Here is a 14,297-nt window from a genome sequence, read left to right as displayed (position 1 = left end):
CATTGGAAGCATGTACGCGCGACGCCGGCGCTGGTATTTCCTGCTGATGGGCGGATGCGTCATCCTCTTCGTCTCCGCCTGGGCCGTCGTGCGGCTCTGGTCGACTCCGGCCGCCGTCGGCATGTGCGTGGTCGCCATGGTCATCCCGCCGCTCGCCGCGATGGTGGCCAACCGCCGAGGGCCGGACGACCGGTGGTGGGACGACCCGTCCGGCGATCCGCAGTCGGACGAGTGGTGGGACGAGCTCGACGGCAAGAAGCGCGACTCGCCGCCCTAGGCTCCTTGAAGCTCGGCTTCCCGGGGCTCAGGGCTCAGGGCCCGCTGGGGTGGGTCAGCAGACCGGTCAGTAGACCAGGGCCTGGACGTCGTCCGGCACGATCTCGCTGACGAAGACCTGCGCGCCCGCGATCCGCACGCCCTCCAGCACGTCCTTCTCGGTGATGTCCCGGCGCGCCGCGCACTGCGTGCAGAGGGTGATCTGCCCGGCCGCCTGGATCGACTCGATCAGCTCGGGGAGCGGCGCGGCGTGCGGCAGGTCGAACTCCGCGGCGCGGCCCGGCAGCGCGAACCACGCGGACTCGCCGGTCAGCCAGAGCGAGACCTCCACGCCGCTGGCCACGGCGACGGCCGCCACCGTAAAGGCCTGGGAGCAGCGCTCGGGTGCGTCGGCCCCGGCGGTCACCTTGATCACGAGCTTCTTCGCCATATACCGAACTGTAATGCGCATGGGTACAACCTCGTTGACCCCTCGTGGGTCAGTTCTGTGCGCGAGTTACGGAACTCGCGGTTCAGGTCTCGTGGGGGGACCCTTTGCAAGAGGAAGCACCGGCGCCGCGCAGGCGTCGTCGTACCGCTGTGCTGATCGCCGTGGCCGCGTTGCTCGGCGTCGTCGGCGGGACGGCCGTGGGCTACGGAGTCCAGGCCGAACGCCCGCCGACCCCGCTGCCGCCCCTGTCGCAGCGCGACCTCGCGTACCCGCCGCCGCTCCCCAAGGGGAAGGCGGCCGCGGAGCCGCTGACCGCGAAGGACGACCGGCGGGTGCGGACGGACGGGGATCTGCGCAAGCTGCTGGTCGCCAAGCCGGCCGGCGCGCGCAAGGCGGTCCGGCCGTGGCTCGGGGACGGCTTGCTGCGGCTGGACGCGTACGCCATGGGCTTCGGAGGCCAGGACTACGTGTTCGAGTCGCTGGCGGAGGCGGACGTGCGGCGGATCGCGGCGACGTCCTGGGACGAGGGGGAGCACCGGGAGACGGACGTCGTCCTGATCCAGTTCCGCTCGGGCACCTGGATGAGCGCGTCGGAGTACGCGGACGAGCAGATGTCGTACCTGGACGACGAAAGCGCGATGTCCGACGGCGCCGAAGGCGCGCTCAAGGGCAGTGGAACGGGCCGGTACTACGTGGTGGAGAGCGAGGAGCCGTCGGACTACTGGCCGCTGCACCGGGCTTGGGCGATCGCGTACCGAGGCGATGTGGCGGTCGAGGTATCGATGTCGGACACGTCTCCGATCAGTGAGAAGGACATCCGGACGCTGGCCGAGCGGCAGTTGGGGCGGCTGTGATGACGGGGGAGCGGATGGACTCGATCGAGTCGGGGGACGGAGCGGCGCGGGTGCCGGTGCCGGCGGCGGAGCTGTTGGACGGGGCGGAGCCGGTGGAGCCGGTCGAGTCCGGGGTCCCGATGGAGCCGGCCGAGGCTGTAGGGGCTGCGGAGCCCGCGGGGCGCGCGGGGCCTGCGGAGATCGCAGAGCCCATGGGGCCTGAGGGGACCACGGAGGCCGCTGAGCCTGCGGTGCCTGCTGTGCCCGCGGAGCCTGCGCTGCCCGCAGAGCCTGCGGAGACTGTTGTGCTCGCCGAGGCCGAGCAGCCGGTCGCGCCAGTCGAGTCGGCGCAGCCAGCGCCGCCGGTGGAGCCAGTCCAGCCAGGCGAGCCCGTGGCGGCGGTGACGCGTGCGAGGAAGCGTTTCCTCGTCTCTCGCGTCCTGGCCGTCGTACTGGTGCTCGGCGTGGTCGGCGGGGGGCTCGCGTACACGACGTACGCGATCGACGGCGCGGACCGCACCGTCCCCACCCGCGTGTGGCAGAAGCCCGACGGCAAGCCGTCCGAGGACCCCGCGAAGAACGCGGACAAGGGCCGCACGGACACCCCGCTCAGCCGCAGGCTGGCCCCCGTGCCCGAGGGCTTTCGGCTCGGGCCGGACATCGAGGCGTACGGAAACGACGGCGAGCTCTCCGGCAAGGAGGCCGCGGCCCTGCTCAAGACGATGGGCAAGGGCCTGTCCGGCAAGCAGCGCAGGGAGTACGAGAAGCGCGTGGAGGAGGCGGGGCTTCAGGGCTTCGCGATGCGTTCGTACACCTCGGACGGGAACGACCTCGTGGTCGAGGTCTACGTCGGCCGGATGAAGGACAAGCAGGCGGTCCAGAGCTGGTACGCGTCCCAGTTCGACCCGGAGTCGACGGAGGGCCTCCGCAAGGGCCCGGCGATCGAGGGCCACAAGAAGGCGAAGTGCTTCCTCCAGCCCGAGACGCCGGAGCTGGACCTCGACGCGATGAGGTGCGTGGCGTACGACGGCGACCTGATCGTGGGCCTGACCGCGTACGGCACGGCGCCCTTGGACACGTCGGCGGCCGCGGACCTGGCGAAGGAACAGCTGGACCACATCGCGTCCCCGGGGGAGTACGTATGACGGACGAGACCAGGCGGGAGGGCACGGACGCCGTGCCCCCGGAGCAGCCCGCCGCGACGGAGACGGCTGTGACGGAGACCGCCGCGACGGACACGGCTGTAACCGACGCGCCCGCGACGGACACGGCCGCGGCCACAACCGACACCGCCGCGACGGACACGCCCGCCGCGCCGCAGCCGGCCGCCGCCGCCCCCGCCCCCGAACCGCCCCCCGCCCCCGCACCCCCCTCCGCCCTCGCTCGCCGGCTCCGGCGCGTCGTGCCGTGGGCCGTCGCGCTGATCGTGCTCGCCGGGGTCGGCAGCGGGACCGCCTTCGGCATCGCCTCCCTGGACCGCACCGACGTCCCCGGGCTCGGGACCAGGAGCGACGGGCGGTGGGACTATCCCGCGCTCTCCCTCCCCGCGCTGCCCGCCGGCGCGCCCCGCCCCTTCACCGAGGCGAACCAGGCGGAGGTCCACCACGCCGACCTGCGCAAGCTCCTGATCCCCGCGCCCCGCGGCGCCCGCGTCGACGAGAAGCTCGACGGCGGGTTCGTCCCCAGCGAGCGCTACCTCTCCGAGTACGCGAAGGACCAGCGCGCCGATCTCCGGCAGGCCCTCGTCGACTACTCCGTACGGCATGTCGCCGCCCGCGGCTGGACCATGCCCGACGGGACGTCGGCGCGCGTCTACCTGCTCCAGTTCAACTCGGTCGCGTTCGCCGAATCGTTCAAGGACCAGGAGCTGGGCATCGGCGTGACCGGGGGCGCCGCCCTGACCGGCGCTCCGACGACCGAGCTGGACGAGACGTACGAGGCGTCCGGCGCGGTCCCGGGGACGACGTCGAACGTGTACCTGGAGCCGAAGCCGTACGACGAGCGCCAGGTGCGGCAGGCGTACATCCTCGCGGGCGACACCCTCGCCCTCGTCGTCCAGGACAGGGAGGGCGAGGCCGCGCGCGTGCCCTTCCAGCAGACCCTGATCCTTCAGAACCAGCTCCTCGGCTGACCGGGAAGCGAGCCCCCGGCGGCCCGAGCAGGCCGACCTCGCGGCCCGCCCAGGCCGACCTCGCCGCCCGCGCACGCCCACCTCGTCGCCCGCCCACGCCGACCTCGCCGAGAGCGCCGGGCCCCCGCCCACTAAGCTGGGGTCCGGCCCGTTCCGCCCGTACCGCTCATTCGAGGAGCACCCCGTGATCGTTTTCTTCGAAGCCCTTCTGGTCCTCGTCTGCGTCGGCGTGCTCGCCTTCACCGGACTGGCCGTGAAGAAGCTGTACCAGGGCCAGCGCTGATCAGCGCCACCGCAGATCGCGCCACCACACCTCTACAGATCGACTGAGCCTCCATGATCGAGATCCCCTCCGACCTGAACCCCAGCCTCGTGCCGCTGGCCTTCCTCCTCGGTACCTGGGAGGGCGCAGGCGTCTCCGACTTCCCGGGCGCGGAGAAGTGCAACTTCGGCCAGTCCGTCACGTTCAGTCATGACGGCCGGGACTTCATCGAGTACGTCTCGCGCACCTGGGTGCTCGACGCCGAGGGCAAGAAGGTCCGCCCCCTGGAGTCCGAGTCCGGCTACTGGCGCATCGACGAGGACCGCAAGGTCGAGGTCGTCATGGTCCGCGACCAGGGCGTCGTCGAGATCTGGTACGGCGAGCTGGCCGACAAGAAGCCGCAGATCGACCTGGTCACCGACGCCGTCGCCCGCACCCCGGCCTCCGGCCCGTACAGTGGCGGCAAGCGGCTCTACGGCTATGTGAAGAGCGACCTGATGTGGGTCGGCGAGAAGTCCACGCCCGAGGTTCCGCTGCGTCCGTACATGTCGGCGCACCTGAAGAAGGTCGTCACCCCGGAGGAGGTCGCGGACATGGCGCGCAGCCTGGGCGACCTCCCGGACGACGGAATCGCCTTCTTCAAGTAGGCGCCGCACGTAGCCGCCGCCCCGGCCGCCCGCGTCCTGCTGTACCCGGTCTGTGCCCGATCGCCGGACCGGCTGTGAAATCAGCCGGTCCGGCGATGTGCGTCGGACCTACACTGGACGGCGTGGTGAGCACCGACTGGAAGAGCGATCTGCGGCAGCGCGGCTACCGGCTGACTCCGCAGCGCCAGCTTGTCCTCGAGGCTGTGGACACCCTGGAGCACGCGACGCCCGACGACATCCTCGGCGAGGTGCGCAAGACCGCCGCGGGGATCAACATCTCCACCGTCTACCGCACCCTGGAGCTCCTGGAGGAGCTGGGCCTGGTCTCCCACGCCCACCTCGGCCACGGCGCGCCGACGTACCACCTCGCCGACCGCCACCACCACATACATCTGGTCTGCCGGGACTGCACCGACGTGATCGAGGCGGACGTCTCCGTCGCCGCCGAGTTCACGGCGAAGCTGCGCGAGACCTTCGGCTTCGACACGGACATGAAGCACTTCGCGATCTTCGGACGCTGCAAGAAATGCTCGGCTACCGAGTCGTAGGCTTATCTGCATGAAGAGCCCCCTGCTGTCCCTGCCCGGCGCGGTCCCCGCCGAGGGGCGTGACGAAGGCGTCGCCGCGCACTACGGCGATCTGTTCCGCGAACAGCGCGCACTGGCCGACGGGAAGGGCCTGGTCGATCTCTCGCACCGCGGCGTCGTCGCCGTCACCGGCGACGACCGCCTGAGCTGGCTGCACCTGCTGCTCACCCAGCATATGAGCGACCTTCCGCCCGGCCAGGCCACCGAGGCGCTGATCCTCTCCGCGAACGGCCACATCGAGCACGCCCTGTACCTCGTCGACGACGGCGAGACGGTCTGGGCGCATGTGGAGCCGGGCACGCAGGAGGCCCTCATCGGCTATCTGGAGTCGATGAAGTTCTTCTACCGGGTCGAAGTGACGGACCGTACCGAGGAGTTCGCGGTGGTGCACCTGCCCGCCGGCTCCATCGCGGAGGCGCCGGAGGGCGTCGTCGTACGGGAGACCGCGCACGGGCGCGACCTGTTCCTGCCGCGCGCCGACCTGGAGTCCTTCGCCGCCGGGAACGGGCCGGCCGCCGGAATCCTGGCGTACGAGGCGCTGCGCATCGAGTCCCACCGCCCGCGGCTCGGCTTCGAGACCGACCACCGCACGATCCCGCACGAGCTGGGCTGGATCGGCAGCGCGGTCCACCTCCAGAAGGGCTGCTACCGCGGTCAGGAGACGGTCGCGCGCGTCCACAACCTGGGGAAGCCGCCGCGCCGGCTGGTCTTCCTGCACCTGGACGGCAGCGAGGTGCTCCTGCCCGGCCACGGCACCGCGATCCGGCTCGCGGCGGACGGGGACGAGGGCCGCCAGCTGGGCTTCATCACGACGTCGGCGCGCCACCACGAGCTGGGGCCGATCGCGTTGGCGCTGGTCAAGCGCAATGTGCCGGTGGACGCGGAGCTGATGGCGGGGGACACGGCGGCGGCGCAGGAGCTCGTGGTCGAGCCGTAGCCACTGCCGCTGTCTCTTGGGGGTCACACCTCGACGATCACCGTGAACGGGCCGTGGTTCGTGAGCGAGACGCGCATGTCCGCTCCGAACCGGCCCGTCTCCACGTGCGCCCCCAGCGCCCGCAGCTGGGCGACCACCTCGTCGACGAGCGGCTCGGCCACATCGCCGGGCGCGGCGGCGTTCCAGGTGGGCCTGCGCCCCTTCCGGGCGTCCCCGTAGAGAGTGAACTGCGAAATCACCAGCAAGGGCGCATTCACGTCCGAGCAGGACTTCTCACCCTCCAGAATCCTGACCGACCAGAGCTTGCGGGCCAGCTGCGCCGCCTTCTCCACGGTGTCCTCGTGGGTGACTCCCACCAGCACACACAGTCCCTCGCCGACGATCTCGCCGACCGTCTCGCCTGCCACGACGACTTTCGCGCCGTCGACTCTCTGCACCACTGCACGCATACAGACCAACCTATCTGGGGCCGAACGGGTGCAGAGCGCCTGCGTCGGGACCTTGCGAGTGGCACGATGCACGGGAGGCGGTGCTTCCCCTCGGCCCTCCGGGCTGGGGGAGACCCCATGCACCGGTCGAGGGGACGGATCTAGGCATATGAGCACATCTGGCGCCGGGCAGTCGCCCGGTCCCGTATCCACGCCCACGACGACTCGTGCCGTAAGGCCGCCGATGCAGAGAAGCGGTGACGTGCTGCCGGAGCACACCCAGCACGACTTGGCCGCGCTCCGGCTCCCCGAGCTGCGGACGCTGCGGCGCGACTCGCAGCGCGACGAGGCGGACCTCAGCTATGTGCGGCGGCTGCTCCAGGGCCGGATCGACATCCTGCGCGCGGAGCTGGCGGGACGCGCGGACCCCGAGACCCCGGTCGTCGACCGGCTCTCGGAGATCCTCGCGGACGCGCCGTCTCGGCACCGGACGTCGGCCCGGCATGTGACGCTCTCCACGCCCCGCGGCGAGGAGTACCGGCGGCTGGCGGCGGAGATGCTGTCCGAGGTGGAGCTGTCCGACCTCGAGGCGCGCACGGACGACGAGCTCCACGCGGCGATGGGCCGGCTGGTCCGCTACGAACAGCAGGTCTCACGGCGCCGACAGCAACTGCAGCGGACGACGGACGACTGCAGCGGAGAGATCGCGCGCAGGTACCGCGAGGGCGAAGCGCAGGTAGACGACCTGCTCACCTGAGCGACCTGGTCTCCCGACTTCAGCCTCTGGGGGAGTTTGAGGCGGGCAACTTCAGCCCCGCCGGCGTTTGACGCGGGGCACGTCGCCCTAGCCCCGGGGGGCTGCGCCCCGTACGGCCTTCGGCCGTGTCCTCAAGCGCCGGACGGGCTGAAAAGTCAGCCTCGCCGGCGATTGAGGCGCGGGGTCCGGGGCAGCGCCCCGCGGGCAGCCCGCACAGGGCACGCACCGTCCCCCGAGGGCCCGCTCCCCACCCGTCCCAGAAAACCCACGTGCATCTCACCGCCCCCCGTGCCTAGCGTGGCCCTATGAGCGTCGACACCCGTATCGTCAGTGAAGTCGAGTTTCCCGCCTGGCTGCGGGCCCTCAACACCGGGTTTCTGCGGACCCCCGTCGTGGGCGACGACGAGGTCGCCTCGCGGCTCGCGCATACCGATATGAGCCGGGTGCGAGGGGCCTTCGAGCAGGGGCGCTGCGTCGCGACGTTCCGGTCGTTCGAGCAGCGGCTCACCGCCGTCGGCGGCGCCTCCATACCCGCCTCCGCCGTGTCGAATGTGACCGTCTCGCCCACCCACCGCCGCCGCGGGCTCCTCAGCCGGCTGATGGCCGCCGACCTCGGCGAGGCCAAGGAGCGGGGCGACGTCGTCTCGACGCTGATCGCCGCCGAGTACCCGATCTACGGACGGTACGGCTTCGGGCCCGCCGCCTGGATGACCGAGTGGTCCGTCGACGTACCGCGTGCCGGGCTCGACCCCCGGTGGGCCGGGCCCTGGGACGGCGGGCGGATCGATCTCGCCGACGGCGACGAGATACGCAAGTTCGGGCCCGAGCTCCACGCCCGTCTCGCCGCCCGCCAGCACGGCGTCGTCAGCCGCGACGAGCGCTGGTGGCAGATCAACACCGGCCAGGCCCAGGATCCCGGCCACCCCTGGACCGAGCCGTACTACGCGCTGTACCGCTCCGCCACCGGCGAGGTCGACGGCATGATCGTCTACCACGCCGACGAGAAGTGGGGCGACGCCAAGCAGCCGCTCAACACCGCCACCGTCCGCGATCTGATCGCGCTGACGCCCGCCGCCGAGCGCGCCCTGTGGCACTTCGTCTGCTCGGTGGACTGGATCACCACGGTCAAGTCCGGCTACCGCGCCCCCGACGACCTCCTCCCTCTCCTCCTCCCCGACCCGCGTGCCGCCCACGTCCGTACGCAGGCGGACTTCCTGTGGGTGCGGATCCTCGACGTCGTACGCGCCCTGGAAGCCCGTTCGTACACCGTGTCCGCGACGCTGACGCTGGAGCTCCACGACGCCGCGGGCCTGGCCGACGGGCGGTTCAGGCTGGACGCCTCGCCCGACGGCGCGGTCTGCGCCCCGTCCGCCGCATCGCCCGATCTGGTGCTGGACGTAAGGGAGTTGGGGACGCTCTACCTCGGCGACGAGTCCGCTCAGCGGCTCGCCGCGCTGGGCCGCGTCGCCGAGGAGACGCCCGGTGCGGCGGCGGTCGCGGACGCGGTGTTCCGCACGGCCCGCCGCGCATGGTGCCCGGACGTCTTCTAAGCGGTCGACGTGCTCTGAGCGCTCACGCCCTCCGAGCGGTCGACGTGCTCTAAGCGCTCGACGGGTTCTGGTCCGTGGGCGGATTCTGGTCGGTCGGCGGGTTGTGGTCCGTCGGCGGGTTCTGGTCGTCCGCCGGCCTGGACAGCGGCCTGCTCATCGGCCTGGTCATCGGCGGTCACTGACCCGGCTGGGCCATCAGCAGCACGAGGATGACCGCGCCGATGCTGGTGCACGTCGTGTTCTTGGCCTTCAGGCCGACGGTCAGCATCGCGAGGCCCACCACCCCCATGGCGCCGAACTGCCATTGGATCAGCTGCTCGAAGCCGAGGGCGAATACGGCCAGTACAAGGGCGAGCAAGGGCATGGGGGTCCCCTCCTTCAGAAAGGGCGGGGAGCGCCTGTGCCCGCACGCCGTTGTACTCGCTCGGGCGCCCCGTGAGAGTCGGTCAAGCAGTCAACTTGCAGACAAATTAGGCTGGTTGACTTGTCTTTTGTCTTCCCGCTCCTCAGTGACCGGCAAACTTGTACGACTATTGGATCGGGTAGTTGACCGGAAATTGACCGGTCGGACGCAAGTGGCCTGAACCTGCCTCTTGCGGCAGACCAATTACGCCCGGGGGTAGGGGAGTTGTACGGTGGGACGGTGGCAACTCACGATCCGCCAGACGAAGACGGCAGGAAGTACGAGTACGTCGCCGCCAAGCTGAGGGACGGCATCCGCAGCGGCGAGTACGGCGCGGACAAGCTCCTGCCCCCGCAGCGGCTGCTGATGAAGACCTTCGACGTGTCCCGCGCGACCGTCTCCCGGGCGCTGGACCTGCTCAAGGCCGAGGGGCTGATCGCCTCACGCCAGGGCAGCGGCGCCCGCGTGCTGCCCGGCGCGGGCCGCGCCGCGGCGCCCGCGGGCCACCAGACCGGATCCTCCGCCCCCGCCTTCGCGCGGCCCGCGCTGGAGACGCTCCAGCCCCATCTTCAAGCCGCCTTCGAAGCCGATGACATCACTATGGACGTCTTCTCCCTCACCTCGGAGACGATGAATCGGCAACTGGGGGCGCAGATCACCCGCATCCACGACGGCAGGATCCGCCCGCGGAGCATCTCTCTGCGGCTGATGCTGCCCGACCCCGCCATCAAGCTCGCCTTCCCCGTGTCCCTGCACGACCCGGACGACGAGCGGCCGCGTCAGCGACACCGTGCCACGCTGATCAGCTGCTCCAAGTCGTTGCGCCATGAATTGCGTACCCTCAAGCGACAGCGGCTCGTCCACGAGGTCTCGGTCCAGATCAGGACCGTACGCCTCACGCCGACCAGCAAGATGTATCTCCTCAACAAGGATCTGCTGCTCGAGGGCTACTACACCCTGGAGGGCACGGATCCCGATCCCGTCGAGGGGGAGGAGCAGGAGGGCACAACCCTCAACTCGCTCGGCCTCGGCGCCACGCTCTTTCCGTACTCCAAGCCTGACCAGGCACTGAAGGTGGAGACAGCGCAATCGTTCTTCGACTCCTATTGGGACCTCCTGGCCCAAGATGCGGACTTTGGCGACTGATCGTGTTGCTCACCTCCCCTTCTCGACTGCGGGAGCTGCTCTCCCGTGCCTCCCTTGTCATGTGGGACTTCGACGGACCCGTGTGCCGTCTGTTCGCCCACCGCACCGCGCCCGGCATCGCCGCCGAGCTGCGCGAGATCGTCCATGCGGCCGACCCCGCGCTGGCCGCCCGTGTCGCGGGCGTCAGCGACCCCCTCGAAGTGCTGCTCACGACGTACGCCGCCCACCCCGACGACGCGCGGGGGCTGTTCGCCGCGGTCCGCAAGCACCTCGCCGAGGCGGAGACGGAGGCTGCCGAGACCGCCGTGCCCACCGACGGCGCCGAGGAGCTCATGGCGTGGCTCCGCGACCAGGGCAAGCTGCTCGCCGTCGCCTCGAACAACTGCGAGCCGGCGATCCGCGCCCACCTCGCGCTGCACGGGCTCCAGGAGTACTTCGGCGACCGGGTCGTCGGCCGGCCCGACGACCCGGAGCTGATGAAGCCCGCTCCGCACAGCCTCGTACGGCTTCTGCACGCCACCGGCACGGCCGCCGCGGACAGCGTGATGATCGGCGACTCGCCCGCCGACGCCGAGGCGGCGAGGGCGGCGGGCGTGCGGTTCATCGGCTACCACCCGCGACCGCACAAGCGGGCGCGGCTGGCGGCGGCCGGCGCCGAGCACTTCGCCGAGGATCTCGCGGCCATGCTGCCGCAGACCGTCAACTTTCCCTCGCGGTAAGGGGTTTGATGCGCTCACTGCTCTTGGGTATGAAGGTGACCGGCGGCCGGGGACGGCCGTCAGTCGTGACGTCGGCCTCGAGAGCGCAGGAGCCGCATGCCCGATGTAGCCCGCAGCGCCTCCGGCCGGGTCGTGGACAGCTGGGAGTCGCTGTACCGAGCGGCCGGTGAGGGAACTCCCCTCACCGGCTACTACCACCGCAACTACTGCGTGGAGCTCCCGCCCGCGCTCGCCGGCTCCGTGGCCCTGCCCGCGGGCACGCCCGTGAAGCTGAGAGCGCCCATCACCGACGCCGTCCAGTTCAACCTGCGGATCTGGCCGGAGAGCGAGCTCCTCGCGGCCATCGGGGACCGGGTGGACGGCAGCCCGCGGGTGCTGGCCGAGCGGCCCGGCTTCACGGTGCACTCCTTCGCCTCGGGCGATCCGCTGCTGGAGCTGGTGGGGCGTCAGGGGCCGGTGGGGCGTCCGTACATCGACTCGCTCGGCGAGCTGTTCCGGCAGACGGCGGCCGTCCCGTCCCGGCTGCTGCCGCCCTGCCCCGAGGACTGGCCCGCGGACGGCGACTGCGCCGGCTTCCTCCGTACGCTCGTCGACTTCACCGAGAGCGAGGTGAAGGGGCGGCACGGCAAGGCCTTCCACACCCTGTTCGCCGCGCTGGACGTGCCGGACGACGCGTTCGGGCGGCTGCTGGAGCGGGCGTCGTCGCAGCTGGGGGAGCGGCCGTTCACGCTTCTGCACACCGACGTCCACCGGGGCAATCTCATCGTCGGCCCGGACGGGCGGCTGTCCCTGATCGACTGGGAGCTCGCCCTGTTCGGCGATCCGGTCTACGAGATCGCCTCTCATCTGGCCCGGACGCGGTACGCCCGGCGCGCCGAGCGGAAGGCGGCGCTGCGGGCCTGGCGCACGGCGCTCGCCCACAGCCGTCCCTCCGCGCTCGCCGGGCACCGCCGCGCGCTGCGGATCTATCTGGACTTCGAACGGCTCCAGTCGGTCCACATCGATGTGATCCGACTGGCCCTGTCCTTCGCCCGCCGCCCCGACCGGGACGCTCTGGAGCGGACGGCGACGGGGATCGAGGCGGTGCTGCGGGCGGCGCGCGGGCCGCTGGGGGCGCGCAGGACGCCCGGGGCCGGGCGGATAGCGCTGGCCTGCGCCGAGTGGCGGCGCACGGCCGCGGATCCGGCGGGCGGTCCGGCGGGCGGTCCCGCGGGTCCGACGGGTGGTCCGTCGGGTCCGGCGGGTGGTCCGTCGGGTCCGGAGGGCGATCGCCCTATGCCGTACGCAGCTTGAACAGCACCCCCGACGCCCCCACCGCCGCCGCCAGCATCCCCGCGCACCACGCCAGCGCCGTCCACGGCGCCGTGCCCACCGGCTGGGCGAGGAGCAGGCCGCGCAGGGACTCGATCAGCGGTGTGACCGGCTGGTGCTCGGCGAAGCCGTGGAGCCAGCTGGGCATCGTGTGGATCGGTACGAACGCGCTGCTCGGGTAGGGCAGGAACATCATGAAGAAGGTGAACCCGGCCGCCGCCTCCGGGGTCTTGGCGAGCAGCCCGACCGCGGCCGAGAGCCAGGAGATCGCGAGCAGGAACGCGACCAGGACGCCCGCGGCGGCGAGCCAGCCCAGCGGGGAGGCCGAGGGGCGGAAGCCGATGAGGAGGCCGGCGCCGAGTACGAGCAGCGTGGAGAACAGGTTCCGTACGGTGCTGGCGGCCACATGCCCGGCCAGCACCGCCGTGCCGCTCACGTCCAGCGAGCGGAAGCGGTCGATGATGCCGCCCTTCATGTCCTCGCTCACGCTCACCGCGGTCGAGGCCGCGCCGAAGGCGGCGCACAGGATGAGGATGCCGGGCAGGACGTAGGTCACGTACTGCGTGCCCGTGTCGATGGCGCCGCCGAAGAAGTAGACGAAGACGAGCATCAGCATCAGCGGCAGCATCATCGAGGTGATGACGGCGTCGACGTTGCGGCGGCTGAGGCGGACGCTGCGGGCGGTCATGGTGAGCGCGGCGGTCAGCGGGGCCCGGGCCGCAGGGTTCGGCGCCGGCGCGCTCAGCGTCGGCGAGGCGAGGACGTCAGACATGCGCGGGCTCCCTGCGGGCGTCGGTGAGGCTGAGGAACACGTCGTCGAGGGTGGCTGTGTGCAGCGAGAAGCGGGCCACCTCCAACCGCGTGGGGTCGATCTCGTCGAGCAGCGTTCGGACGTGCGCCGCGCTGCCGTCGGTCGGCAGGCCGAGCGTGAGGGTCTCGGGGGAGCGGTGGACGGCGGCGCGCGAGGCGTGGCGGCCGTACCCGTCGGCGTCGCGGAAGACCAGGTCGAGGCGGTGGCCGCCGACCGTCGACTTGAGCTCTTGGGCCGTGCCCTCGGCGACCAGCCGGCCGCGGTCGACGACGGCGACGCGGTCGGCCAGCTGGTCGGCCTCCTCCAGGTACTGCGTGGTGAGGAAGACGGTCGCACCGCGCGCGGACAGCTCGCGCACCGCCTCCCAGAGCTCCCGGCGGCTGCGGGGGTCCAGGCCGGTGGTCGGCTCGTCGAGGAAGACGACCTCGGGGTCGCCGACCAGGCCGGCGGCGAGGTCGAGCCGGCGGCGCATACCGCCGGAGTACGTGACGGCCTGGCGGCGGCCCGCGTCGGCGAGGCCGAAGCGTTCGAGCAGCTCGGCGGCGCGGCGGCGGGCGGCCGGGCGGGACAGGCCGCTGAGCCTGGCCATCATGCGGAGGTTCTCCTCGCCGGTCTGCTTCTCGTCGACCGCCGCGAACTGGCCGGTGAGGCTGATGGCGCGGCGCACGCGGGCGCGGTCGGCGACGACGTCGTACCCGGCGACCCGCGCACGGCCCGCGTCGGCGGCGGTGAGGGTGGCGAGGATCCGTACGGTCGTCGTCTTGCCTGCGCCGTTGGGGCCGAGGAGCGCGAAGACGGCGCCGCGCTCGACGCGCAGGTCCATGCCGTCGAGGACCTCGACCTCTCCGTAGGACTTCCGCAGGCCGTGGGCCTCGATGGCCGTGTCGGAGTCGGACGTGGGCTCGGGGGCGTGCTGTCCCGGTGGTTGAGGCATGGCTGTGGCGCTCCTTCTGGTGACCCGCTATGGACCCGCGATGAACCCGCGATCGGCACTGCGTATGACATACGCGTTACTGTGTAAGGGTTACGCATTACTAGGATGTGCGTCAAGCGGGGGAGCGGCAGAAGG

The 14,297-nt window shown here is 71.5% G+C and carries 17 protein-coding genes; 12 read left to right on the top strand and 5 right to left on the bottom strand.

The features are described from left to right. Positions 1-10 precede the first annotated feature (10 nt). Positions 11-277, top strand: a complete 267-nt coding sequence (locus AB0M39_RS12960; RefSeq protein WP_365363316.1) for a DUF3099 domain-containing protein — start codon at positions 11-13, stop codon at positions 275-277. A gap of 66 nt (positions 278-343) precedes the next feature. Here AB0M39_RS12960 and AB0M39_RS12955 read toward each other — a convergent pair whose 3' ends face one another. Continuing rightward, a complete protein-coding gene (locus tag AB0M39_RS12955; protein WP_365363314.1) occupies positions 344-706 on the bottom strand; it encodes a DsrE family protein in 363 nt (120 codons plus the stop codon). Between the two features lie 149 nt (positions 707-855). Here AB0M39_RS12955 and AB0M39_RS12950 point away from each other — a divergent pair, with 149 nt between their 5' ends. The 6 genes from AB0M39_RS12950 to AB0M39_RS12925 all read left to right on the top strand — a co-directional run bounded on the left by AB0M39_RS12950 (position 856) and on the right by AB0M39_RS12925 (position 6,103). After that, positions 856-1,560 carry a hypothetical protein gene (locus tag AB0M39_RS12950; protein ID WP_365363312.1) on the top strand — a complete coding sequence of 235 codons (705 nt, stop codon included), beginning with the start codon at positions 856-858 and terminating at the stop codon, positions 1,558-1,560. 14 nt (positions 1,561-1,574) lie between these two features. After that, a complete protein-coding gene (locus AB0M39_RS12945) occupies positions 1,575-2,684 on the top strand; it encodes a hypothetical protein (RefSeq protein ID WP_365363310.1) in 1,110 nt (369 codons plus the stop codon). After that, positions 2,681-3,670 (top strand): hypothetical protein, encoded by a 990-nt coding sequence (locus AB0M39_RS12940; RefSeq protein ID WP_365363308.1) that lies wholly within the window; start codon positions 2,681-2,683, stop codon positions 3,668-3,670. The genes AB0M39_RS12945 and AB0M39_RS12940 overlap by 4 nt, the downstream gene beginning before the upstream one ends. A gap of 336 nt (positions 3,671-4,006) precedes the next feature. Beyond that, complete coding sequence (locus AB0M39_RS12935; protein WP_365363306.1) at positions 4,007-4,579, top strand: FABP family protein; 573 nt, start codon at positions 4,007-4,009, stop codon at positions 4,577-4,579. A gap of 122 nt (positions 4,580-4,701) precedes the next feature. Next, on the top strand, positions 4,702-5,127 hold the full coding sequence (locus AB0M39_RS12930; protein ID WP_365363304.1) for a transcriptional repressor: 426 nt from the start codon (positions 4,702-4,704) through the stop codon (positions 5,125-5,127). A gap of 10 nt (positions 5,128-5,137) precedes the next feature. Continuing rightward, complete coding sequence (locus AB0M39_RS12925) at positions 5,138-6,103, top strand: folate-binding protein (RefSeq protein ID WP_365363301.1); 966 nt, start codon at positions 5,138-5,140, stop codon at positions 6,101-6,103. A gap of 23 nt (positions 6,104-6,126) precedes the next feature. Here AB0M39_RS12925 and dtd read toward each other — a convergent pair whose 3' ends face one another. Beyond that, the gene (dtd, locus tag AB0M39_RS12920; RefSeq protein WP_365363299.1) at positions 6,127-6,552 is read right to left on the bottom strand and encodes a D-aminoacyl-tRNA deacylase; all 426 of its coding nucleotides are present in this window, start codon (positions 6,550-6,552) and stop codon (positions 6,127-6,129) included. Between the two features lie 148 nt (positions 6,553-6,700). Here dtd and AB0M39_RS12915 point away from each other — a divergent pair, with 148 nt between their 5' ends. Further along, positions 6,701-7,288 (top strand): ABC transporter substrate-binding protein, encoded by a 588-nt coding sequence (locus tag AB0M39_RS12915; RefSeq protein WP_365363297.1) that lies wholly within the window; start codon positions 6,701-6,703, stop codon positions 7,286-7,288. A gap of 305 nt (positions 7,289-7,593) precedes the next feature. Next, positions 7,594-8,838: a GNAT family N-acetyltransferase gene (locus AB0M39_RS12910; RefSeq protein ID WP_365363295.1), complete on the top strand. Its 1,245-nt coding sequence runs from the start codon at positions 7,594-7,596 to the stop codon at positions 8,836-8,838. Positions 8,839-9,013: 175 nt separating this feature from the next. On the opposite strand, the gene AB0M39_RS12905 is transcribed toward AB0M39_RS12910, so the two are convergent. Continuing rightward, positions 9,014-9,202, bottom strand: a complete 189-nt coding sequence (locus AB0M39_RS12905) for a hypothetical protein (protein WP_365363293.1) — start codon at positions 9,200-9,202, stop codon at positions 9,014-9,016. A 279-nt stretch (positions 9,203-9,481) separates the two neighbouring features. On the opposite strand from AB0M39_RS12905, the gene AB0M39_RS12900 reads away from it, so the two are divergent. The 3 genes from AB0M39_RS12900 (at position 9,482) to AB0M39_RS12890 (ending at position 12,399) form a co-directional block, all read left to right on the top strand. Next, positions 9,482-10,387 carry a winged helix-turn-helix domain-containing protein gene (locus AB0M39_RS12900; protein WP_365363291.1) on the top strand — a complete coding sequence of 302 codons (906 nt, stop codon included), beginning with the start codon at positions 9,482-9,484 and terminating at the stop codon, positions 10,385-10,387. Positions 10,388-10,389: 2 nt separating this feature from the next. Beyond that, entirely contained in the window at positions 10,390-11,106 is a 717-nt protein-coding gene (locus tag AB0M39_RS12895; protein WP_365363289.1) for an HAD hydrolase-like protein, read from the top strand. A gap of 96 nt (positions 11,107-11,202) precedes the next feature. Then, on the top strand, positions 11,203-12,399 hold the full coding sequence (locus AB0M39_RS12890; RefSeq protein WP_365363287.1) for a phosphotransferase: 1,197 nt from the start codon (positions 11,203-11,205) through the stop codon (positions 12,397-12,399). Here AB0M39_RS12890 and AB0M39_RS12885 read toward each other — a convergent pair. Both AB0M39_RS12885 and AB0M39_RS12880 read right to left on the bottom strand, forming a co-directional pair. Beyond that, positions 12,380-13,189 (bottom strand): ABC transporter permease, encoded by an 810-nt coding sequence (locus AB0M39_RS12885; RefSeq protein WP_365363285.1) that lies wholly within the window; start codon positions 13,187-13,189, stop codon positions 12,380-12,382. The two genes, AB0M39_RS12890 and AB0M39_RS12885, sit on opposite strands and share 20 nt — an antisense overlap. Next, positions 13,182-14,162: an ATP-binding cassette domain-containing protein gene (locus tag AB0M39_RS12880; protein ID WP_365363283.1), complete on the bottom strand. Its 981-nt coding sequence runs from the start codon at positions 14,160-14,162 to the stop codon at positions 13,182-13,184. Before AB0M39_RS12880 ends, AB0M39_RS12885 begins: the two co-directional genes overlap by 8 nt. Positions 14,163-14,297 lie beyond the last annotated feature (135 nt).

Origin of the sequence: Streptomyces sp. NPDC051907, from assembly GCF_040681075.1 — a bacterium.
In the GTDB taxonomy this organism is placed as follows: domain Bacteria; phylum Actinomycetota; class Actinomycetes; order Streptomycetales; family Streptomycetaceae; genus Streptomyces.
Note: the sequence above shows the minus strand (reverse complement) of the source record. Positions and strands in the feature narration are given on the sequence as shown.

What these genes read in the sequence shown, in the direction of transcription:
- AB0M39_RS12960 (WP_365363316.1), top strand. Translation starts at nt 11, where the DNA reads ATGTACGCGCGACGCCGGCGCTGGTATTTCCTGCTGATGGGCGGATGC.
- AB0M39_RS12955 (WP_365363314.1), bottom strand. Translation starts at nt 706, where the DNA reads ATGGCGAAGAAGCTCGTGATCAAGGTGACCGCCGGGGCCGACGCACCC.
- AB0M39_RS12945 (WP_365363310.1), top strand. Translation starts at nt 1,575, where the DNA reads ATGGACTCGATCGAGTCGGGGGACGGAGCGGCGCGGGTGCCGGTGCCG.
- AB0M39_RS12940 (WP_365363308.1), top strand. Translation starts at nt 2,681, where the DNA reads ATGACGGACGAGACCAGGCGGGAGGGCACGGACGCCGTGCCCCCGGAG.
- AB0M39_RS12935 (WP_365363306.1), top strand. Translation starts at nt 4,007, where the DNA reads ATGATCGAGATCCCCTCCGACCTGAACCCCAGCCTCGTGCCGCTGGCC.
- AB0M39_RS12925 (WP_365363301.1), top strand. Translation starts at nt 5,138, where the DNA reads ATGAAGAGCCCCCTGCTGTCCCTGCCCGGCGCGGTCCCCGCCGAGGGG.
- dtd (WP_365363299.1), bottom strand. Translation starts at nt 6,552, where the DNA reads ATGCGTGCAGTGGTGCAGAGAGTCGACGGCGCGAAAGTCGTCGTGGCA.
- AB0M39_RS12915 (WP_365363297.1), top strand. Translation starts at nt 6,701, where the DNA reads ATGAGCACATCTGGCGCCGGGCAGTCGCCCGGTCCCGTATCCACGCCC.
- AB0M39_RS12910 (WP_365363295.1), top strand. Translation starts at nt 7,594, where the DNA reads ATGAGCGTCGACACCCGTATCGTCAGTGAAGTCGAGTTTCCCGCCTGG.
- AB0M39_RS12905 (WP_365363293.1), bottom strand. Translation starts at nt 9,202, where the DNA reads ATGCCCTTGCTCGCCCTTGTACTGGCCGTATTCGCCCTCGGCTTCGAG.
- AB0M39_RS12890 (WP_365363287.1), top strand. Translation starts at nt 11,203, where the DNA reads ATGCCCGATGTAGCCCGCAGCGCCTCCGGCCGGGTCGTGGACAGCTGG.
- AB0M39_RS12885 (WP_365363285.1), bottom strand. Translation starts at nt 13,189, where the DNA reads ATGTCTGACGTCCTCGCCTCGCCGACGCTGAGCGCGCCGGCGCCGAAC.
- AB0M39_RS12880 (WP_365363283.1), bottom strand. Translation starts at nt 14,162, where the DNA reads ATGCCTCAACCACCGGGACAGCACGCCCCCGAGCCCACGTCCGACTCC.